General features: G+C 71.5%; 17 protein-coding genes. 7 read left to right on the forward strand and 10 right to left on the reverse strand.

From position 1 onward, the window contains the following. Positions 1 to 86: 86 nt before the first annotated feature. Positions 87 to 1,010, forward strand: a complete 924-nt coding sequence (locus AB0I77_RS03370; RefSeq protein WP_363280615.1) for a helix-turn-helix transcriptional regulator — start codon at positions 87 to 89, stop codon at positions 1,008 to 1,010. Between the two features lie 240 nt (positions 1,011 to 1,250). On the opposite strand, the gene AB0I77_RS03375 is transcribed toward AB0I77_RS03370, so the two are convergent. The 3 genes from AB0I77_RS03375 to AB0I77_RS03385 all read right to left on the reverse strand — a co-directional run bounded on the left by AB0I77_RS03375 (position 1,251) and on the right by AB0I77_RS03385 (position 3,553). Beyond that, on the reverse strand, positions 1,251 to 1,556 hold the full coding sequence (locus AB0I77_RS03375) for a hypothetical protein (protein WP_363280616.1): 306 nt from the start codon (positions 1,554 to 1,556) through the stop codon (positions 1,251 to 1,253). After that, complete coding sequence (locus AB0I77_RS03380; protein ID WP_363280617.1) at positions 1,531 to 2,535, reverse strand: hypothetical protein; 1,005 nt, start codon at positions 2,533 to 2,535, stop codon at positions 1,531 to 1,533. The genes AB0I77_RS03375 and AB0I77_RS03380 overlap by 26 nt, the downstream gene beginning before the upstream one ends. Before the next feature lie 64 nt (positions 2,536 to 2,599). Beyond that, the gene (locus AB0I77_RS03385) at positions 2,600 to 3,553 is read right to left on the reverse strand and encodes an NADP-dependent oxidoreductase (RefSeq protein WP_363280618.1); all 954 of its coding nucleotides are present in this window, start codon (positions 3,551 to 3,553) and stop codon (positions 2,600 to 2,602) included. A gap of 84 nt (positions 3,554 to 3,637) precedes the next feature. On the opposite strand from AB0I77_RS03385, the gene AB0I77_RS03390 reads away from it, so the two are divergent. Continuing rightward, positions 3,638 to 4,210, forward strand: coding sequence for a helix-turn-helix domain-containing protein (locus AB0I77_RS03390; protein WP_363280619.1), 573 nt, complete (start codon positions 3,638 to 3,640; stop codon positions 4,208 to 4,210). Between the two features lie 106 nt (positions 4,211 to 4,316). Here the strand turns inward: AB0I77_RS03390 and AB0I77_RS03395 are convergent, their stop codons facing one another. The 3 genes from AB0I77_RS03395 to AB0I77_RS03405 all read right to left on the reverse strand — a co-directional run bounded on the left by AB0I77_RS03395 (position 4,317) and on the right by AB0I77_RS03405 (position 5,576). Next, positions 4,317 to 4,613: a hypothetical protein gene (locus AB0I77_RS03395; RefSeq protein WP_363280620.1), complete on the reverse strand. Its 297-nt coding sequence runs from the start codon at positions 4,611 to 4,613 to the stop codon at positions 4,317 to 4,319. A gap of 84 nt (positions 4,614 to 4,697) precedes the next feature. Further along, positions 4,698 to 5,285: a hypothetical protein gene (locus AB0I77_RS03400; protein ID WP_363280621.1), complete on the reverse strand. Its 588-nt coding sequence runs from the start codon at positions 5,283 to 5,285 to the stop codon at positions 4,698 to 4,700. Between the two features lie 129 nt (positions 5,286 to 5,414). Continuing rightward, entirely contained in the window at positions 5,415 to 5,576 is a 162-nt protein-coding gene (locus AB0I77_RS03405; protein WP_363280622.1) for a hypothetical protein, read from the reverse strand. Between the two features lie 149 nt (positions 5,577 to 5,725). On the opposite strand from AB0I77_RS03405, the gene AB0I77_RS03410 reads away from it, so the two are divergent. The 4 genes from AB0I77_RS03410 to AB0I77_RS03425 all read left to right on the forward strand — a co-directional run bounded on the left by AB0I77_RS03410 (position 5,726) and on the right by AB0I77_RS03425 (position 8,571). Next, on the forward strand, positions 5,726 to 6,313 hold the full coding sequence (locus AB0I77_RS03410) for a hypothetical protein (RefSeq protein WP_363280623.1): 588 nt from the start codon (positions 5,726 to 5,728) through the stop codon (positions 6,311 to 6,313). 37 nt (positions 6,314 to 6,350) lie between these two features. Then, on the forward strand, positions 6,351 to 7,091 hold the full coding sequence (locus AB0I77_RS03415; protein ID WP_363280624.1) for a YcnI family protein: 741 nt from the start codon (positions 6,351 to 6,353) through the stop codon (positions 7,089 to 7,091). A gap of 69 nt (positions 7,092 to 7,160) precedes the next feature. Continuing rightward, on the forward strand, positions 7,161 to 7,871 hold the full coding sequence (locus AB0I77_RS03420; RefSeq protein WP_363280625.1) for a hypothetical protein: 711 nt from the start codon (positions 7,161 to 7,163) through the stop codon (positions 7,869 to 7,871). Positions 7,872 to 7,986: 115 nt separating this feature from the next. Further along, positions 7,987 to 8,571: a sigma-70 family RNA polymerase sigma factor gene (locus tag AB0I77_RS03425; protein WP_363280626.1), complete on the forward strand. Its 585-nt coding sequence runs from the start codon at positions 7,987 to 7,989 to the stop codon at positions 8,569 to 8,571. A gap of 468 nt (positions 8,572 to 9,039) precedes the next feature. On the opposite strand, the gene AB0I77_RS03430 is transcribed toward AB0I77_RS03425, so the two are convergent. Together AB0I77_RS03430 and AB0I77_RS03435 are read right to left on the reverse strand one after the other, a co-directional pair. Continuing rightward, complete coding sequence (locus AB0I77_RS03430; RefSeq protein WP_363280627.1) at positions 9,040 to 12,189, reverse strand: FAD-binding and (Fe-S)-binding domain-containing protein; 3,150 nt, start codon at positions 12,187 to 12,189, stop codon at positions 9,040 to 9,042. A gap of 142 nt (positions 12,190 to 12,331) precedes the next feature. Next, positions 12,332 to 12,820 (reverse strand): MarR family transcriptional regulator, encoded by a 489-nt coding sequence (locus tag AB0I77_RS03435; RefSeq protein ID WP_363280628.1) that lies wholly within the window; start codon positions 12,818 to 12,820, stop codon positions 12,332 to 12,334. Positions 12,821 to 12,941: 121 nt separating this feature from the next. Between AB0I77_RS03435 and AB0I77_RS03440 the strand changes: the two genes are divergently transcribed. Next, positions 12,942 to 13,457 carry a YceI family protein gene (locus AB0I77_RS03440; protein ID WP_363280629.1) on the forward strand — a complete coding sequence of 172 codons (516 nt, stop codon included), beginning with the start codon at positions 12,942 to 12,944 and terminating at the stop codon, positions 13,455 to 13,457. A 58-nt stretch (positions 13,458 to 13,515) separates the two neighbouring features. Here AB0I77_RS03440 and AB0I77_RS03445 read toward each other — a convergent pair whose 3' ends face one another. Beyond that, entirely contained in the window at positions 13,516 to 15,183 is a 1,668-nt protein-coding gene (locus AB0I77_RS03445) for a hypothetical protein (RefSeq protein WP_363280630.1), read from the reverse strand. Between the two features lie 184 nt (positions 15,184 to 15,367). After that, positions 15,368 to 19,444, reverse strand: coding sequence for a molybdopterin-dependent oxidoreductase (locus AB0I77_RS03450; RefSeq protein WP_363280631.1), 4,077 nt, complete (start codon positions 19,442 to 19,444; stop codon positions 15,368 to 15,370). Positions 19,445 to 19,488: the final 44 nt, after the last annotated feature.

The raw sequence follows: 19,488 nt of genomic DNA on the forward strand, positions 1-19,488 counted from the left end.
ACCCAGGCCACGGCTCTGTGTACGTCCGCTGTGCCTACCACTGGCTGGGTCAGGCTGGTGTGCGTCCGACCGTGAATACTCGAGGCATGGACGAATACCCCGAACCGGTGCACGAGCCCGCCGCCAGCGCGCTGGACCCGCGTGCCGAGCTCAGCGAGTTCCTGCGCACCCGGCGGGCCCGGCTGAAGCCGGAGGACGTGGGGCTGCGGGGCTTCGGCCGGCACCGGCGGGTGCCGGGGCTGCGCCGCGAGGAGCTGGCGCAGCTGGCCGGGGTGTCCGTGGCGTACTACACGCGGCTGGAACAGGGCAACGGGCGCAGCGTGTCGGCGGAGGTCCTCGACGCCATCGCCCGCGCGCTCAGGCTGAGCGACGCCGAGCACGCCCACCTCACGCACCTGGCGAAGCCGAAGCAGCAGAAGAAGAAGCCGGCCGGCCGCGCCCAGCAAGTGCGGGGCCCCCTGCGGACGCTGCTGGACACCATGGACGGCGTCCCGGCGATCCTCGTGGGGCGGCGCTCGGACATCCTCGCCTGGAACCGGATGGCCGCGGCGGTCTTCGGCGACTGGGCCGAGCTGCCCACGCAGGAGCAGAACTGGGCACGGCTGGTGTTCCTGAGGCCCGAGTACCGCGACCTGTTCGTGGACTGGGAGCACAAAGCGATCGACATCGTCTCTCAGCTGCGCATGGACGCCGGCTCCCATCCGGAGGACCCCCGGCTGTCCGCTCTGGTGGGCGAACTCTCCGTGAAGAGCGAGGAGTTCCGGCGGTTGTGGGCCACCCACGACGTCAAGGAGAAGTGCCACGGCATCCAGCGCCTGCACCACCCGCTCGTCGGCGAACTCGACCTCCGCCTCGAGTCGTTCCACCAGGCCGACGACCACGAACAGATGCTGGTGACGTACCACGCCGAGCCCAACTCCCCGTCCGCGGAGGCACTACGACTGCTGGCCAGCTGGGGCACCGACGCGACAAGGGCGGGAGCCGGGATGCCGCCGGCAGGCACGGCTTGATGAACTTCCCTTGATCATCGGTAGTTGGCTGCGCGCCACGCCCAGCGTCCTTTCGCACGCCAGACGCCTCCGGGGGCGGTGTCGGATTCAGGACGGCGCGGGTGGCGCGAGCGTGCTGCGGTTGGGCAGGGGAATGACGGCGGCGCCACTGCGCAGGGTTGAGGACTGACCATTGACCGCTCCTCCGTCCTGGCCCCGATGGCGGTCGGCGGCATAGCACAGGATCTTGTGGCTTCTTGTTCAACGGCGTGGGGCCCTGCTGTTGATGCTCGTGACGTTCGACGTCTCTTCCAGTGCCTCTTGGAGTCGTTCGTTGCGCAGGGCAAGGTTCTGGATCTGGTCAGCAGCGAGGGCGAGTTGAGCGGTCAGCTCGCGGTTGCGCCGGCGGAGCTTCGCGTTGCGGGCGACGAGTCTGTCGTGTGCGGTCGGGCCGCTTCGAGGGTCGACGGGGGTGGCCCGGTGATCAGCGATCTCTCGGGCGATGTCGGGGTAACGGCGGCGGAAGGTGGTGTTGGTCAGGTCAAGGCGGCGGGCCAGCATGAGCACGCTGGGCTGCTTGTTGGTCTCGCGGCAGGTGTCCAGCTGGAACGGCCTCCTGCCCGTTCGCCGTCAGGAACTCGACGATCTCGGCCCTTCGGCTCTCAAGGAGCTGTCGAAGGCGGGGCGGCAGCATCGGCCGCGAGGCGATGCGCCCTTCGATGCGGACGATCTCGCGTTGCCAGGCGGCGATATTCTCGGGGGTGAGCGTGACGTTGCGGCAGGCCAGTGGCAGGCAGCCGCCGTGCGAGGGAAGTCCTTCGCTGTTGCCGCGGCGGGCCTTCTCGCAGAGGGCCTTGGCCGGATCGTTGACGCAGGTGATGTATTCGCCGGGATAGATCGCCGGGTCGTGACGCTTCATGATCCTTTTGAGGCGGTGTCTGTCCAGCGCGACCTGGCCCTGGAACTGTGCGCGCTCGCCGAAGTCCGTGAGCCGACGGACAGCCTCTTCGGCGGACGGACCGGTCAGTCCCGCGTGCTGATGAGAATCGATCATTTCCATGTAGACCTCGCCGCGGGCGATAGCCTGCTCGCTTTCGACCTCGGCTCGGAACCCGGAACCGCTGGTCCCCGCATAGCCCTCGAACATCAGGATGCTGCAAGCCAGAGTCCGTCTGAAGACTCGCGTCTTGAGCCGGAGTGCATGGCCCTGGCCAGCCGCGATGATGTCGCTGCGTTCTCGCTCCATGCAGAGCTCATTGATGAAGTCGGCGAACAGATTGAGGTTCTGATCGGTGGCACCGACGCCGACGGCTCGATCAACACCGGCCCTCTTCGGCTGCCCCGGTCCGTGGAGGAGAGCACCCACGAGGTAGTTCTGGCCGGCGGGCTGCAACTGTTCGAGCACCCGGATTACTGGTGGCATCGCGGTCGCGGATGGCAGCGCCAGTTGTCGGGCAGCCAGCGCGCTGCATCGTCGTGCGTCGTCGACTCCAACCGCCGCTCGAACGTCCTCTTCTGCCGAGAAGCGGGAGTTGGAATGGATCATCGTCGCCGCTGCTCACGTGGATAGTTCGAGCGGTTTTCTTGGTTATAGGGTGTCTGGGTCCCGGTCACAGGACAAGCGTGAGCTTGCCGCCGGGCCGACGGGACTGGCTGAGCTTGGCAGCCTCGTGGATCTGGTCGAGGGTGTAGGTGCGGGCGACCGATACGGCCAGGACGCCTTCGCCGGCCAGCCGGGCAAACTCGTCCAGCCGGTCGTAGCGCATGTCGATGTGGGCGATCCGGGCACCCAGCTCGGTCGCGGCGGCGAAGTCGGAGACGGTGAGGACGCGGTCGGGGTCCCCGGTCAGCTTGATGAGGGTCGGCAGCGAGCCACCGGCCGGGCTGGTCTGATCGGGGCGGTCGATCCGGCCGCCGGTCGGGGCCGTGTCCAGGGCACGGTCGACGCGGCCTCCGGCCAGAGCGGCGACGCGTTCGGCCATGCCGTCGCCGTAGCCGGTCACCTGGGCGCCGATCTCTTCCAGGGCGGCGGCCCGCGCCGGCCCGGCGGTGGCGATCACCCGGACACCCCGGTGCAGCGCGAAGCGCACCGCCGCCTCGCCGACGGTGGAGCCCGCGCCGTGGACGAGCAGCAACTCACCCGGCTGGACGCCGAGGCCGTCGAGCGCGTGCCACGCCGTCTCGGCCGCCATCGGCAGCGCGGCGGCCTGCTCGACGGTGACGCCCTCGGGAACGCGCGCCCAGGCCGACATCAGCGCGTACTCGGCCGCCCCGGCCGTCGGGCCGTCGAAGGTCGCCGGGCCGAACACGCCGTCGCCGATCTCGACGCCGGTGACGCCCTCACCGAGCGCGTCGACGGTGCCCGCGACCTCGAAGCCGAGCCCGCGCGGCAGCGGCGGCAACCGGTCTGCGAGGAGGCCGTCGACCACCGCCCAGTCGGCCGGGTTCAGGCCGCACGCCCGCACGGCGACCCGGATCTGGCCGGGTGCCGGCTCCGGCTTCGGGACTTCACGGAGCACGATCACGCCCGGGGAACCGAATCGGTCGAACTGGAGAGCCCTCATGATGATCTCCTGAGCCATGACAGCATGTGTTGTCATCGACGATAGCGCTGCGACGACAGCCTCTGCTGTCATATGCTGGTCGGTATGCCGAGATGGGAGTCCGACGCACAGGGCCGGCTCGAGCGCGCGGCGCTCGAGCTGTTCGAGACGCAGGGATTCGAGCGCACCACGGTCGCGCAGATTGCGCGCACCGCCGGTCTGACCGAGCGCTCCTTCTACCGCTACTTCCCCGACAAGCGGGAAGTCCTCTTCGTCGGCAACGAGCTCGAGGCCCACCTCGTCGCCCAGGTCGAAGCGGCCGCCCCGGGCCTCACGCCGTTCGAGGCGCTGCTGACCGCGCTGGGGACAGCCGACGAGGTCTTTCGCTCGCGCGAGTTCCTGCTGCGCCGCTTCGGGGTGATCGCCGCCAGCCCGGCACTGGCCGAACGCGACCTGATCAAGCTCGCCGACATCGCCGGCGCACTGGCGCGGGCGCTCGAGCGCCGCGGCGTCGAGTCCGGCGAGGCACGCTTCATCATCGACGTGGCGATCGCGATCTCCCGGCGCGCCACGTCCCGCTGGCTGGCCGACCCGGACGCGACCTTCTCCGAGCTCATCGCCCAGACCGCCGCCGAACTGCGCGAGGCGGTCACGCCGCGAACCCCGACGATCCGCTGAGCAGTACCGGCTGGGCTCCCCGCAACGGCGATCAAACCCAGCCAGACGTTGCAGCTGGGCCGGGCGTATGCGTTGCCAAACGCCCTCTCATGCCGCTGATCGGGAGCTATTCGTCCCGCTGTGGCTTGCCGTGCTCTGCGGCTCGTGCGGCGAGGTAGTCGGTCCAGTCTCGGCGTGCGTAGGTGACCCAGCGGACGGCGGTGTTGACATGCAGGCCGAGGAGGTCGGCGAGGATCGCGGCGGGTAGGTCGGCGGCGAATGCCGCGAGTGCGCCGTTGCGGGCTGGCCGGGCGCTGATGCCGTGCATGTTGAGCAGGTTGGTGAGGCTGTGCCCGTCGATGGGTTGCCCGGGGACGCGGCCGGGGAACAGCCACCTGGGTGTGTTCGGGCCGTGGGGGATCATGAGCGGGGTTGGCGGCCGGGCGGCCAGATCGCGGAGGGGAACGCCCAGTTGGGGGAGGCAGCAGGATCGGGTGGCGGCCTGCCGTCAGTAGGTGTCGTCTCCCTTCTCGGTGAGTTGGTCTGCGGTGAGGTGCCGGATCCGCTGGGCTTGCAGGGCGAAGATGAGGATGAGCGCGCCGGCAGCCCGGGCCTCGATGGGAAGCGTCTCGTCGGTCAGGCAGCGTTGCAGGAGTTGCCAGCGTTCGTCGTCGTCGAGTATGTCGGCGGGTTCCTGGCATGGGATGGGGAGAACGGTGAGTCGGCGGCTGAGGCCGCGATCGGCTGTCCAGCTGAGGAAGTAGCGGATCCGGTTGCGGCGCTGGGTGTTTTCCTCGTCGAGCCATCGGTCGAGGTCGTCCTGTTGGAGGTCTTCCAGGGTGGTGTCCTGGATGTCGATCCAGGCCAGGAGGTCGAGTGCGACCAGGATCCGGCGGCGCAGATCACGGCCGACGGTGGTGGGGAAAGCGCGTTTGCCCGCCCGGCTTCGGGCTCGGCGCAGCAGGTGCCAGTGCAGGAAGGGCCGGAAGAGGTTGGCGTGCTCGACCGGCTTGTCGGCCAGGTGGTGCTCCAACCAGGCCGGAACACGTTCGAGGTCCTCGTGTCGTTCGGGGAGCACCCCGGTCTGCACCATCATCTGCCGGAGATGCTGAAGTGCGACACCGGGCGGCAGCTCGTCCAGGAGGTCGTGACTGATCGGGTGGCCGCTTCGTCTCCGGCGCGAGACGGGCGAAGGAACGTACGCCAACCCGGCACGCATCCACCTCTACTCGCTGGTTGCTACCGAGGCGCCGGTGTAGCGGTAGCGGGTGGGGTACTGCTCGGCGTACAGGACGCTGTTCAGGGCCCCGGTGAGCGCCGCCTCCGGGTGGACGTACGCCCGCTCGCCATGTCCACGGTCGGCAACTTTGGCGTAACGCGGAATCAACCGCGGACGGAATGCGATGAGTCCCCGTTTCGGTCCGATTACCGGGGGCCGGGTCGTCGGGGCAAGTCATTCTGAGGAATTCGCGGGTTCTGTGCGGGAGTTCACATCCGCGGAGAAGGCATCCCGCCGCGCGTGGCAGTATCGGCGGCATGAGGGCCTCCCCCGCGGTACGAGCGTTGCGTGCGGCCGTGTTCGCGGCGCTGTGCGTCCTGCTGGCCGCCGGGGGACACGCGCTGGCGACCGGCATGGCGCCGCCCGTGTGGGTTCAGGCGGCCGGGTTCGTGCCGGTCTTCGCGGGCGGGTTCCTGCTGGGCGGACGGGAACGGTCACTTGTTCCCATCGGCGGCGCGACGGTCGCCGCACAGGGCGGGCTGCATCTGGCGTACGGGGCGGTGCGGTCGCATGCGTATGCCCATGCACCGGCACATATGCAGATGTCTGCGCATACGCACGCCATGGCCTCGCACGCCGCCACCGCCCACGTCTCGGCAGCCCTCCTGCTGACCTGGTGGCTGCGGCGCGGTGAGGCCGCGTTGTGGTCGTTGCTGCGGCGGGCGGTCGTGCTGGTGCCGGGGCTCGCCGCGTGGTGGCAGGTGGTGCGGGCGGCGCGCGGTGTGCCGGTCGGGCCGGGCTTCGTGTGCCGGGCCGACGAGGGACCGAGGGCGTTGCGGGAGGTGTTGCTGCGGTACGCCGTCCATCGCCGCGGCCCGCCGGCGTGGATCACGTATCCGATCTGACCGCCGCACCTCTCTCAGTACGGAGATCCATCCACCCATGTCCCAGACACGCACCCTTGCCCTGCGCCGCGCCGGCGTCGTCACCGCGCTGGCCGCCGCCGGTCTCCTGGCCGCCGCGGGCGTCGCGTCCGCGCACGTCACCGTGCACCCCGAGAGCTACCCCAAGGGCACCACCGACGGCGTCCTGACCTTCCGTGTCCCCAACGAGGAGGACAGCGCCGCCACCACCAAGGTCCAGGTCTACCTGCCGACCGACCACCCCCTCCTCGGCGTCCTGGTCTCCCCGCACGACGGCTGGACGGCCAAGGTGACCGACACGAAGCTCAAGACGCCGGTCAAGACGGACGACGGCACCATCACCGACGCCGTCTCCGAGATCACCTGGACCGGCGGGAGGATCGGCGCCGGCCAGTACGAGGACTTCGACGTCGCCTTCGGGCAACTGCCCGACACGACCGGCCGGTTGGCCCTCAAGACGCTCCAGACCTACTCCGACGGGAAGGTCGTCCGCTGGATAGAGGAGGCGGAGCCGGGCGACGAGGAGCCGGAGAACCCGGCGCCGGTCCTCAAGCTCACCGCGAGCGACGGCACATCGGCGGCGGCACCCACGTCGTCCGCGAGCAGTGACACGGACACGACGGCGCGCGGTCTCGGCGTCGGGGGCCTGGTCGTGGGAGTGCTGGGCCTGGCGGCGGCGGCGTTCGCGGTCGTCCGCGGTGGTGGTGGTCGCGGCCGGGATCGTGCGTCGGCGTGGCGTGGATCACAGGGGGAGGGATGAGTCAGGGGCAGGGGGGATTTCCGTACCCAGGACCGACGATCTGCGCGTGGATGCGAGGATGAAGGCGCCATGACAGCTGGGCGGTGCTCTCGCACGGTACGGGCCGCGGTGTTCGCGGCCGTCTGTGTGCTGCTCGCCGCCCTGAGCCACGTCATGATGTCCGGCAGTCCCGTGCCCACGTGGATGATGGCCGCCGGCCTGGCCGTGACCGGCGTCGCGGGCTGGTGCCTGGCCGGTCGTGAGCGCGGGCTCCCGCTGATCGTGGCCGTCGTGGTCACTGCTCAGACCCTGCTGCACTCGGCGTTCTCGGTCGCGCAGTCGGCGACCGAGAACGCCGAGAACGCGGCGAACGGCTCCATGGACATGGACCCCGCGCACATGGGTTCCGGGCACATGGGTGCCGAGCACATGACCTCAATGCACACGGACGGCATGGCCTCCATGACCTCCACGGCCTCCATGACCTCCATGGATATGGGCCGCATGGGGCACTCCCTGCTCGGCGGCACCACCTCGCTCGGCATGCTCGCCGCCCACCTGCTGGCCGCCCTGCTGTGCGGCCTGTGGCTGGCGCACGGGGAACGCGCCGCCTTCCGCGTCCTGCGGGCCGTGGCCGGCCGGCTCGCGGCTCCCCTTCGGCTCCTTCTCGCGCTGCCCGTCATTCCGGACCGCCCGCGGCTGCGGGGGCGTCGCCGTCGTTCGGACCGGGCGCCGCGCCTTCTCCTTCTCGTCCACGCGATCACCTCTCGGGGCCCGCCCCTGGGGACGGCTGTCGTCTGACGACAGCTGATGACCCGAGGCAGCCGTGTGCGCCTCGGGCTGTTCCCCATTCCCCGGACCGCCGCGCGCTCGTGCGCCCGCGCCCGGATTTCGGACGACCCGAGAAGGACGCAAGATGATCACTCCTGCCCCGCAATCGTTCGACGACTCCACCACCGCCTGGGCCCTGGCCGCCCGCTCCGGCGACCCGGTCGCCGTGGAGCACTTCGTCCGGGCCCTGCACCGCGACGTCCTGCGCTACGTCGCCCACCTGTGCGCCGATCCGCAGGCCGTGGACGACCTGGCGCAGGACACGTTCGTACGGGCGCTCGGCAGCCTGCACCTGTTCGAGGGCCGCTCCTCGGCCCGCACCTGGCTGCTGGCCATCGCCCGCCGGGCGGTGATCGACGGATACCGGTACGCCGCCGCCCGGCCCCGTCAGTGCGACGCACCGGACTGGCAGCTGGCGGTCGAGCGGGCCCAGCCGCACGGCCTGCCCGGCTTCGACGACGGCGTGGCGCTGCTCGATCTGCTGGCCACGCTGCCCGAGGAACGCCGGGAAGCCTTCATCCTGACGCAGTTGCTCGGCCTGCCCTACGCCGAGGCGGCCGCACTGAGCGACTGCCCGGTCGGCACGGTCCGCTCACGCGTGGCCCGGGCCCGCTCGACCCTCATCGCCCTGCTCGCCGCGGCGGACGGGCCGACGATGCTGGCCGCGTGAATCAGCACCCGTCAGCACCGCTTGCGTCGGTCGGTGCCGGTCAGCGCCGCAGCCGCGGCACCAGCCCGGCGTGCTCCCCATAGCGGCCAGATTGGGCCCGGGCGGCCTTCATCGGCCTGCTCGGTGCGGCGGATGAGGGGACGATGCTGGCCGTCTGAATCAGCGCCCGTCGGTGCCGGTCGGTGCCGGTCGGTGCCGGTCAGTCGGCCGCGTCAGCCGTTCGCGTCGGTCAGCGCCGCAGCCGTCGCTGACGGCCCGGCGTTGCTCCCCACCGCGGCCAGACCGGGCCCGGGCCCGCTCGGCCCTCATCGCCCGCATCACCCTGCTCGCTCCGGCGGGCGAGCCGACGATGCCGGCCGCCTGAATCAGCACCCGTCAATACCGGTCGCGCCGGTCAACGCCGGTCCCGTCAGTCAGCCCCGATCGCCCCCCTCACCCCCGATCCCCCCTCACCCCCGATCGCCCCCCTCACCCCCGCAACCATCGCACCAGCCCAGCCGCACCCCCCACCGCGGCCAGACCCGTCAGCCCGGCTCCGGTCAGGGCAAGGGCCTTGGCCGGGCCGCCCGGTGGGGTGGGGCGGGCGCCGGGGGCGACGCCGTAGGCGCTGGCCGGTGTGTCGGAGCGGGCCGTGTGGGGGAGGGCGGAGGCCAGTAGTTCCGCGAGGTGTACGGCCTCGTGGCCGCCGCTGTCGAGTTCGTGGATCTGGGTGCGGCAGCTGAAGCCGTCGGCCAGCACCACCGTCTGAGGCGCCTCCTCGCGCAGCCGCGGCAGCAGCACCCGCTCGGCGCTCGCCCTGCTGACGTCCAGGTGCCCGCGCTCGAAGCCGAAGTTCCCGGCAAGACCGCAGCAGCCGGACTCCAGCCGCTCGACGTCGACCCCGGCGCGATGCAGCAGTCGCTGATCGGCGTCCCAGTTCAGCACCGCGTGCTGGTGGCAGTGCACCTGGGCCAGCGCCCGCGCGGAGCGGTCGGGCACGTGCGGGGGCTCGTAGCCGGGGGAGTGCTCGGTGAGCAGTTCGGCGAGGGTCACCGTCTGGTCGCGCAGCCTGCGTACGTCACGGTCGCCGGGGAAGAGTTCTTCCGCGTCCGACCGGAACACGGCCATGCAGCTCGGCTCCAGCCCCACCACCAGACCGCCGGCCCGCACATGGTCCGCGAGATGCCGCACCGTACGGCTCAACACGCGCTCGGCGACGCCCAGTTGCCCGGTGGAGATCCAGGTCAGCCCGCAGCACAGCGGCTCCTCGGGCAGGACCACCCGCCAGCCCGCCTGCTCCATCAGCGCGACGGCCGCCTGTCCGACGTGCGGATGGAAGTGGTCCGTGAAGGTGTCCGGCCACAGCAGCACGGTGCCACGGACATTCCCGCGCGCTCCGTCGCCGTACGGCACGTGCCCCGCGAACCACTGCCGCAGCGTCCGCCCGGCGAACAGCGGCACCTCCCGGTCCTCGACCCCCGCGACCGCCACGGCCGCCTTCGACAGCGGCGGGGTGTGGGTGAGCGCGTTGACGACCGGCCCGAGCCGGGCGCGGCCCACCGCCTGGGCGAGGGCCGGCAGCCAGCCCATCGACCAGTCGGACCGCGGCCTGCGCCAGGGGCGGCCCGCGTAGTGGTGGGACAGGAACTCCGCCTTGTACGTGGCCATGTCCACATCGGCCGGGCAGTCCTTCTTGCAGCCCTTGCACGCCAGGCACAGATCGAGCGCGTCCCGCACCGCCTCCGACCGCCAGCCGTCCGCGATGGCGCTGTCGCCGTGCCCGTCGAGCATCTCGAACAACAGCCGGGCCCGCCCACGCGTGGAGTGCTCCTCCTCCATGGTCACCTGGTACGAGGGGCACATCACCGCGCCGCCCTTGTTGGTGTGCTGCCTGCACTTCCCCACGCCCACGCACCGGTTGGCGGCCTCGGCGAAGGAACCGCCGTCGTGCGGGAAGCGGAAATGGAGATCGCGGGGGTCGTACGGCGCCCAGTCGCCGCCCAGCCGAAGGTTCTCGTCCAGCCGGTACGGCGCCACGACCTTCCCGGGGTTCATCCGGTCCCGCGGGTCGAACACCGCCTTCAGCCGCCCGAAGGCCTCCACGACCTCCTCCCCGAACATCCGCGGCAGCAGCTCGCCCCGGCTCTGCCCGTCGCCGTGCTCACCGGAGAAGGAGCCGCCGAACCCGGCGACCAGATCGGCCGCCCGCTCCATGAACCGCCGGTAGGTGGCCACGCCGTCGGCGGAGTAAAGGTCGAAGGGGATCCGGGTGTGCACGCAGCCCTGTCCGAAGTGGCCGTAGAGGCTGGGTCCGGTGTCGCTCGCGTAGCCGAACTCGTCGTACAGGCCCCGCAGTCGCCGCAGATAGTCCCCGAGCCGCTCGGGCGGGACCGCCGAGTCCTCCCAGCCCTCGAAGGTGTCGGCCCGGCCCGGGATGTGCGCGGTCGCGCCGAGGCCGGCCTCGCGGACCTGCCACAGCTCCTCCTCGTGGACCGGGTCGTCCAGGAAGGCGACCTCGGGGTCGTGCTCGGACTCGTGCAGCGCCTCCAGCATCCGGTGCGCCCGCTGGTCCGCCTCCTCGAGGGTGTCCGCGCCGAACTGCACCATCAAGAAGGCGCGTCCTTCGGGGAGTTCGGCGATGGCCTTCGGGTTGAGGTTCTTGATCTGTTCGTCGCGGATCAGCTTGGAGTCGACGCCCTCCAGCGCGATCGGCTCGTACGGCAGGACGGCCGGCACCGCGTCGGCGGCCCTGTCGATGCCGGGGAACCCGAGCACCACCAGCGTGCGTTCCCTGACCACCGGCACCAGCTCCAGCTCCGCCCGCAGGACGGTGACCAGGGTGGACTCGCTGCCGACCAGCAGCCCCGCCACGTCGAAGCCGTGCTCCGGGAGCAGCGAGTCCAGGTTGTAGCCGGACACCCGGCGCGGGATGTCCGGGAAGCGGCGGCGGATCTCGTCGGCGTAGGTGTCGCGCAGGGCGCGCAGTCGGCGGTACACGGCCGCTTGGAGGTCGCCGTGCCGCTCGATGGCGGCGTACTCCTCGTCGCTGGTCTCGCCGCACCAGAAGCGGGTGCCGTCGTAGAGCAGCACCTCCAGGCGGGCGATGTTGTCGACGACCTTGCCGTGCGCCTGCGCGGTGGCCCCGCAGGAGTTGTTGCCGATCATGCCGCCGATCGTGCAGTTCGCGTGGGTGGCGGGCTCGGGGCCGTAACGCAGCCCGGTCGGCGCGAGCTGCCGGTTCAGCTCGTCCAGCACGATGCCGGGCTGGACGACACAGGTACGGGCGTCGGCGTCCACGGACTCCAGGCGGTCGCAGTACTTCGACCAGTCGATGACGACGGCGGTGTTGGTGCACTGCCCCGCCAGACTCGTCCCACCGCCCCGGGACAGCACGGGCACGTCCTGCTCCCGCGCCACGGCGACCGCCTCGGCAGCGGCCTCGGGCGTACGGGGGACGACCACACCGATCGGGGTCTGCCGGAAGTTGGAGGCGTCCGTCGCGTACGCGGCCCGGCTGCCCGCGTCGAAGCGGACCTCACCGTCGACCCGTTCGCGCAGCGCGGCTTCGAGCGTCGCCGGGTCGAGCGGAGGGCCCGCGGCAGGCCGGATGACAGGATCGGGCAGCCCCGTCGCGCCCATGGGGTCCTCCTACACGTGCCGACAAGACAGCGGCGACCGAGCGTCCGCCACCGCACGCGCCGGGTACCCTGCGGCGCTCCGGACAATCGCCACGGGCGGCGCACGAGCGGGCCGTCGCCCCGCCGGACGTGCCGCCCCGCCGTCACTTCTCGGCGAGCCCCGGCAACAACCCGTACACCGCGTCCCGTTGATCCGGCCCCATGACATGGTCGAGGGCCTCGGCGACCGTCGAAGCCAGTTCCTCCGACGCCTCGCGCAGCAGGGCTCGCGCCTTGTCGGTGAGGGAGACCTCGACGCCCCGCTTGTCGCCGCACACCGACTTGCGGGTGACGAGTCCCGCGTGCTGGAGGCAGGCGATCTGGTAGGTGAGCCGGGTCTTGGGGCGGCCCAGGAGCTCCGCGATCCGCGTCATGCGCAGGCCCTCCGGCTGCTCGGCCAGCAGGCACAGGACCAGGAACTCGTCGTGCGAGACGTCGAGGCGCTCCTTCACGACCGAGCGCAGCCGCTGCTCCACGGCCCCCGTCGCGGCCAGCAGGACCATCCAGGCGCGGAGCTCGGTCGGCAGCAGTCCGCCGTCCTGGGCGGAAGGGCATTCGGGCAGGTCGGCGGGGTGCTCGTCGGGGTCGGCCATGGTGTGAGTGTACCTGTCGTCCAATTTTGGATGAGGTGGTTGTTCAGATTTGGATAGTGGGCTACGTTGTGGTTCTCCAAATTTGAACCACTGGGCACCACCGGGAACAAGGGGAAAGACCATGACCGTCGCCGTGGAAACCGGGCTCTGGCAGCTCGACCCGACCGCCTCCACTGTCGCGTTCCGGCACAAGACGATGTGGGGCATGGTCACTGTGAAGGGCACCTTCGCCGGCCTCGGCGGCCAGGGCGAGGTCCGGCCCGACGGATCGGCCGTCGGGACCATCACCCTGGACGTCGCCTCGCTGGACACCAAGAACGCCAAGCGCGACACGCATCTGCGGTCGGCCGACTTCTTCGACGTCGAGAACCACCCCGAGATCACCTTCGCGGTCCGCAGCGCGGAACTCCGCGAGGACAAGACGGTGCAGGTCGTCGGTCAGCTCACCGCGCGCGGCATCAGCAGGCCCCGGTCCTTCGCCGCGCGCCTGGTTTCCGCGGACGCCGAGGGCCTCACCCTGGACGCCGAATTCACCGCCGACCGCGACCAGTTCGGCATGGGCTGGAACCAGATGGGCATGATCCGCGGCCTGACGACGGTCGCCGCCACCCTCCGCTTCACCCGCGCCGCCGCCTGACGCACCGCCGCCTGACGCGCCGCAGCCTGAGGCGTCGCCGCCTGGCGCCGCGTCACCCCTACGGCCGCAAGCGGACGTCGGCGCTCGACAGCGTCTGCGGCGAGGGCGTGAGGGCCCGCAGCCGGATGCGGGCGCCGGGCCGGGGCAGGGGGTACCTCCCGTTGGGCGGCCGGAGTTCGTACGTCGCCGACGTATGCGCCGGCAGGGTGGCCGGGCCCCGCACGATCGACCAGTACGGGTACATGCCCTGGCCCGCGGTGAGCGTGAAGTGGGGCGTCAGGGGGGTGTCGTCCGTGTTGGTGACCCGCAGGGTCAGCCGGGACACCGCGGTCGCCGAGGCCCGGTGCACGGAGGCCACCCGCATGCGCAGCGGAGGCGTCCCCGTCGCCGCCCACGCGGCGCTCGCCAGGGCGGGGCAGAGCAGGAGCACGGCCGCGGCGATCCGCACCGGACGACGGTGCGGGCCGGACAGCCGGCGCAGCCGCGGCTGCCACGCGCCGGCGAACTCCGACGGGGGCGCGGTGACCGCCGCCGCCAGCCACAGCGGGGTCATCATCAGGTAGTAGCCGTCCTGCGAACGGGTCGCCAGATAGAAGGCGCACCACGGCAGGACGGCCGCCGCCGGCCCCAGCCGCCGCACGAACAGCACGAACACGGCCAGCAGGCCCGCGAGCAGCAGCACGCTCGCATGGGAGTACCAGTCGAGCCGGTCGCTGCCGTTCGTGAAGTAGAGCGAGATGCCCACCACGCCCTGCCCGTGCACCACCGCGCCCTGCGTCAGCGGCAGCGCGATACCGGTGAACCAGTCGCCCGGCTCGCTCACGATGAAGTACGTGTTGATCAGTAGCCATACGGTGACGGCGACCCCGGCGACCCGCAGCAGCACCAGCCCCGCCGCCCGCGCGCCCAGTTCCCCGCGCCGTACGGCGTAGATCCCGGCGAGCAGGAACGGCGCCAGGAACCACGGCAGTTGCTGCGCCGCGCACGCCGCGCCCAGACAGGCCGCCTGCGCCACCCCGGCCGCGCCGAGCCGCCCGCCCCGCCCGATCCGCGGCCAGCGCACCACCACCGGCACCAGCAGGGCCAGGGCCAGGATCGCCGGATAGCCGAGCCGGCCGTACGTGGGCAGCATGGCGAAGCCGAGGCACACCATCGTCGCCGCCGACCGCCACGGCACGGGCAGCAGCCGCCACAGCACCACCGCGCCGACGATCAGCGCGCCCGTGGCCACCGCCGTCGCCGCGGTGCCGCCGGGCCCCAGCCACAGCAGGGACGCGGTCAGCATCGGGGCCAGCGGCGGATAGCCGTACGTGTAGTCGTAGCCGCCGGTCACCGTCAGGGTGCGGGCGACGCCGTGGCCGAAGAGCCAGGGCCAGGGCTGCCCGTAGACGGGGTGCCCGGCGACCAGCGACCGGGCGGCCTGGGCGGTGAGGTCGGCCTCGTCGGAGCCGTGGTGGCTGAGGATCCACGCGCACAGGACGAGCGTCACGGCGGTGACCAGCACGCACAGGTCCACGCGTGCCAGCGACCTCTCCCGGCGTACCACCAGGGCCGTGACCCCGCACACCAGGATCGAGGCGTAGCACACGGAGATGACGGCGGCCACGGGAAGCCGGTGGGTCGCCGCGTCGGTCCACACCGCCCGCGTCCCGATGAAGAGACTGACGGTGGCGAGGAGGGTCAGGACGCGATGCCACTGCGCGGGAGGTTCCGGGGTGACGGACACCGCCGACAGCGTCCGCCGGCCGGGTGCCGACAGCTGTGTATCTGCCAAGAGCACGAAAGGGGACGCTAATCGGGGCTGGTGAGGCGGGCACCGCCGGAGGTGAAGATTCCGGTGTGAGACCCGTAAGAAGCGGTCGTACCGGAGTAAGCAGACACCTTGCAGACACCTTATGGCAAAAGGATCCTCAGTAGACGTCCCGTACGTACCGCTTCGCCGCCGCCAGCTGCTTCACCCACGCCGAGGCCTCGGTCTCGTCCAGCCCGCCGTGCGTGACCGCGATGTCCCGCAGCGCCCGGTCCACGTCCTTGGCCATCCGGGAGGCGTCGCCGCAGACGTAGAAGTGGGCGCCGTCCTGAAGCCAGCGCCACAGCTCGGGGCCGTGCTCGATCATCCGGTCCTGCACGTACACCTTGTTGCGCTGGTCGCGGGAGAAGGCGGTGTCGAGGCGGGTCAGAGTGCCGTCGTCGAGCAGCGCGCCCAGCTCTTGTTCGTAGTAGAAGTCGCAGGCGCGGTGCTGCTCGCCGAAGAACAGCCAGTTGGGCGCCCGGTGCCCGAGTGCGTGCCGCTCCTGGAGGAAGCCGACGAAAGGCGCGACGCCCGTGCCGGGGCCGACCATCACCATCGGCGTGGAGGCGTCGGCGGGCGGCCGGAAGTGCGGCGAGCGCTGCACGAAGACCGGCACCTCCGTGTCCGGCTCGGCGTCGGCCAGGAAGGGCGAGCAGACCCCGCCGCGCGGCCGGCCGTGCAGGTTCTCGTACCGCACGACGGACACCGTCAGCGAGACGAGATGCGGGTCGACGAGCGGGCTGGACGATATGGAGTACAGCCGGGGTTGCAGCTTCTTGAGTACGTCCGCCCAGTCCTGCGCGCCGGCCCGCACGGGGTGCTCGGCGAGCACGTCCACCGCCTGCCGACCCCAACTCCACTGCGCGAGACCGTCCTTGTTGTCCGGACGCAGCAGCCTGCGCAACTCCCGGTCGTCATGGACGCGTTCGGCGACGAAGCGGAGCAGGTCGGGGGTGATCCGCGTGATGTCCAGGTGCCGGTGCAGGGCCTCGGCGAAGCTCGCCTCTCCGACGCCGTCCAGAGACACGGAGGCCGATCCGTCCACGCCGGTCACCGCGAGCCACTCCGCCACCAGCGCGGGCGAGTTGACCGGCCGCACCCCGAGCGCGTCCCCGGTCTCGTACGTCAGGGAGGTCCCGCTCGTGTCGAAGGTGAACCGCCTGACCTCCTTGTCCGCACCGGACAGGCTGAGCAGCCGGTTGCCGACGAGACGGGCGGCGGTGGGGGCGGGCCTGGGGGAGCGGGCGGGTTTCGCCACCGGGGAGCGCGTACCCGTCGCGGGTTCCTGGACGTCGCCCTCGGTGCCCAGCGCGCCGAGCACCTCGTCCAGCCACGCGTCCGCCGAGGGCTCGTAGTCCGGTTCGCAGTCGATACGCGGCGCAAGCCGGACCGCGCCCAACTCGTCCAGCCGCGCGTCCAGTCGGCGCCCGTGCCCGCAGAAGTCGTCGTACGAGGAGTCGCCGAAGGCCAGGACGGCGTAGCGGACCCCCTCCAGGCGCGGGGCCTGTTCCCCGGACAGCGCCTCCCAGAAGCCGGAGCCGTTGTCCGGCGCGTCCCCGTCGCCGAAGGTGCTGGTGATCAGCAGCAGGTCGGCGCCGGACGGCAGCGCGCCCAGGTCGGTGTCGTCCATGCCGACGAGCCGCGCCGTGTGCCCGCTCTCGGACAACCGGTCGGCGACGGCCGAGGCGAACTCCTCGGCGTTGCCGGTCTGCGAGGCCCACAGGATGACGACCTCGCGGCCGCGCGGGACCTGGGGCTCGGCCGTGGTCCGCGAGTACATGCCGGCGAGGACGCCGTTCACCCACAGCGCGTGTTCCGGACTGAAGGGCGCGTCCGGCGGGAGCACCGGAACGCCGGGGGCGCCGGAGTCGATGCCCGCGAGGAAGCCGGTGAGATAGAGCCGCTCCTGAGCCGAGAGCACGGGCGGCGGGGCCGGGGCGAGCCCGAAGGGGTCCGCGCCCGGGGTGACGGCGGTCGGGACGAGGGTGGTCGGGACCAGGGCGGTCGGGACGGGGACGTCCTCGGGGACCGCCGGCGCCGCCACCCGCGTCAGCGACACCGCGCACACCTTGAACTCCGGCTGGAACGACACCGGATCCACCGCGTCGCTCGTCACCGCGTTGACGCTCAGATACTCCCCGAACAGGTCGTTCCAGTGGAACGGCGCGAAACAGCCGCCCGGCCGCACTCGGTCGGTCACCACCGCGGGCAGCACCGCCCGCCCCCGCCGCGAGGCGACCTCCACCCGGTCCCCGTCGGCGATCCCCAACTCCCGCGCGTCCCGCGGATGCAGCTCCACGAACGGCCCGGAGTTCAGCTTGTTGAGCTTGGCGACCTTCCCGGTCTTCGTCAGCGTGTGCCACTGGTGCTGCACCCGCCCGGTGTTGAGGACGAACGGGTAGTCGTCGTCCGGCAGCTCGGCGGCCGGCAGGTGCGGCCGGGCATGGAAGACGGCCCGCCCGCTCGCCGTCGGGAACCGAAGCTCACCGTCCCCCACATACCGGATCGGATTGCGCTCGGGCCCCTCCTCCGACGCGGCCGGCCACTGCACGGGCGTCGACCGCAGCCGCTCGTACGTCACCCCGCGCAGATCCCACCCCGTCACGGGGTTCCAGAAGCCCCGGATCTCCTCGAAGACCTGCTCGGCACTGTCGTACGAGAACCCCTTCTCGTATCCCATCTCCCGCGCGACGGCCGCGATGATCCGCCAGTCCGCCATCGCCTCCCCGGGCGGGTCGGACACGGCCCCGTTCAGCGTGAGATTGCGCTCGCTGTTGACGAAGACGCCCTCCGCCTCGGTCCACATCGCGCCGGGCAGGACGACATCGGCGTACGCGTTCGTCTCCGTGTCCCCGAAGACGTCCTGGGTGACGACGAACTCGGCGGCCTCCAGGCCCTCGATGACGGTACGGCGGTTGGCGACCGAGGCGACCGGGTTGGTGCAGATGATCCAGCAGGCCTTGATGTCGCCGTCGGCCATCTTCTGGAACATCTCTATGGTGCCCTTGCCCACCCCGTCGGCGCGGACGGTCCCCGGCTCCAGGTCCCACAGCTCCTCGACGAACGCCCGCTCCTCGGGGACGAGCACCGACCGCTGCCCCGGCAGCCCCGGCCCCATGTAGCCCATCTCGCGCCCGCCCATCGCGTTCGGCTGGCCGGTCAGGGAGAAGGGCCCGCTGCCCGGACGGCAGATCGCGCCCGTCGCGAGATGCAGGTTGACCAGGGCGTTGGTGTTCCAGGTGCCGTGCGTGGACTGATTGAGCCCCATGGTCCAGCAGCTCATCCACTCGCCCGCCTCGCCGATCAGCCGGGCGGCCTCGCGCAGGTCGTCCTCGGCGATCCCGGTGAGCTCGGCGACGGCCGCGGGCGGGTAGTCGGCCAGGAACTCACCCATCGCCTCCCAGCCCTCGGTGTGCGCGGCGATGAAGTCGGGGTCGGTGTGTCCGTTCTCGTGCAGCAGGTGCAGCAGCCCGTTGAGCAGGGCGAGGTCGGTGCCCGGCTCGACCTGGAGGAACAGGTCGGCCTTGGCGGCGGTCGCGGTGCGCCGCGGATCCACGACGATGAGCTTGGCCCCCGCCTTGACCCGCTCCATCATCCGCAGGAACAGGATCGGATGGCAGTCGGCCATGTTCGACCCGATGACCAGGAAGACATCCGCGCGGTCGAAGTCGTCATACGACCCGGGCGGCCCGTCCGCCCCCAGCGACAGCTTGTATCCGGCACCCGCGCTGGCCATGCACAGCCGCGAGTTCGACTCGATCTGGTTGGTCCGTACGAATCCCTTGGCCAGCTTGTTCGCCAGGTACTGGGCCTCCAGGCTCATCTGCCCGGAGACGTAGAAGGCGACCGCGTCCGGCCCGTGCTCGTCGATGATCGCCCGCAGCCGCTGTGCGGTCTCGGCGATCGCGACGGCCGCGGGCGCGGGCACCGGCTCCTCGCCCCGGTCGTCCCGCACGAGCGCGCTGGTCAGCCGTCCGGGCGCGGCGAGCAGGTCGGCGGTGGTCGCGCCCTTGGTGCACAGCCGTCCCAAGTTCGCCGGGTGCGCCTTGTCGCCGGACGCCTTCAGGACCGTACGCCGCCCGTCCGGCCCCATCCCGACGTCGAGCACCATGCCGCAGCCCACACCGCAGTACGAGCAGGCGGTCCGCACCTGCTGTGTCTGCCGCGTCTGTCGCGTCTGGGGGGTCGTCGTCATGCCGTCGACGGTACGAAATGCCCGTTACGCCGATGTCACACGGC

Source organism: Streptomyces sp. NPDC050619, from assembly GCF_040654815.1.
In the GTDB taxonomy this organism is placed as follows: domain Bacteria; phylum Actinomycetota; class Actinomycetes; order Streptomycetales; family Streptomycetaceae; genus Streptomyces.

Coding starts and splice junctions, on each gene's coding strand:
- AB0I77_RS03400 (WP_363280621.1), bottom strand. CDS start 5,285: ATGATGGTGCAGACCGGGGTGCTCCCCGAACGACACGAGGACCTCGAA.
- AB0I77_RS03435 (WP_363280628.1), bottom strand. CDS start 12,820: ATGGCCGACCCCGACGAGCACCCCGCCGACCTGCCCGAATGCCCTTCC.
- AB0I77_RS03395 (WP_363280620.1), bottom strand. CDS start 4,613: ATGATCCCCCACGGCCCGAACACACCCAGGTGGCTGTTCCCCGGCCGC.
- AB0I77_RS03385 (WP_363280618.1), bottom strand. CDS start 3,553: ATGAGGGCTCTCCAGTTCGACCGATTCGGTTCCCCGGGCGTGATCGTG.
- AB0I77_RS03440 (WP_363280629.1), top strand. CDS start 12,942: ATGACCGTCGCCGTGGAAACCGGGCTCTGGCAGCTCGACCCGACCGCC.
- AB0I77_RS03415 (WP_363280624.1), top strand. CDS start 6,351: ATGTCCCAGACACGCACCCTTGCCCTGCGCCGCGCCGGCGTCGTCACC.
- AB0I77_RS03380 (WP_363280617.1), bottom strand. CDS start 2,535: ATGATCCATTCCAACTCCCGCTTCTCGGCAGAAGAGGACGTTCGAGCG.
- AB0I77_RS03430 (WP_363280627.1), bottom strand. CDS start 12,189: ATGGGCGCGACGGGGCTGCCCGATCCTGTCATCCGGCCTGCCGCGGGC.
- AB0I77_RS03370 (WP_363280615.1), top strand. CDS start 87: ATGGACGAATACCCCGAACCGGTGCACGAGCCCGCCGCCAGCGCGCTG.
- AB0I77_RS03390 (WP_363280619.1), top strand. CDS start 3,638: ATGCCGAGATGGGAGTCCGACGCACAGGGCCGGCTCGAGCGCGCGGCG.
- AB0I77_RS03425 (WP_363280626.1), top strand. CDS start 7,987: ATGATCACTCCTGCCCCGCAATCGTTCGACGACTCCACCACCGCCTGG.
- AB0I77_RS03450 (WP_363280631.1), bottom strand. CDS start 19,444: ATGACGACGACCCCCCAGACGCGACAGACGCGGCAGACACAGCAGGTG.
- AB0I77_RS03410 (WP_363280623.1), top strand. CDS start 5,726: ATGAGGGCCTCCCCCGCGGTACGAGCGTTGCGTGCGGCCGTGTTCGCG.
- AB0I77_RS03420 (WP_363280625.1), top strand. CDS start 7,161: ATGACAGCTGGGCGGTGCTCTCGCACGGTACGGGCCGCGGTGTTCGCG.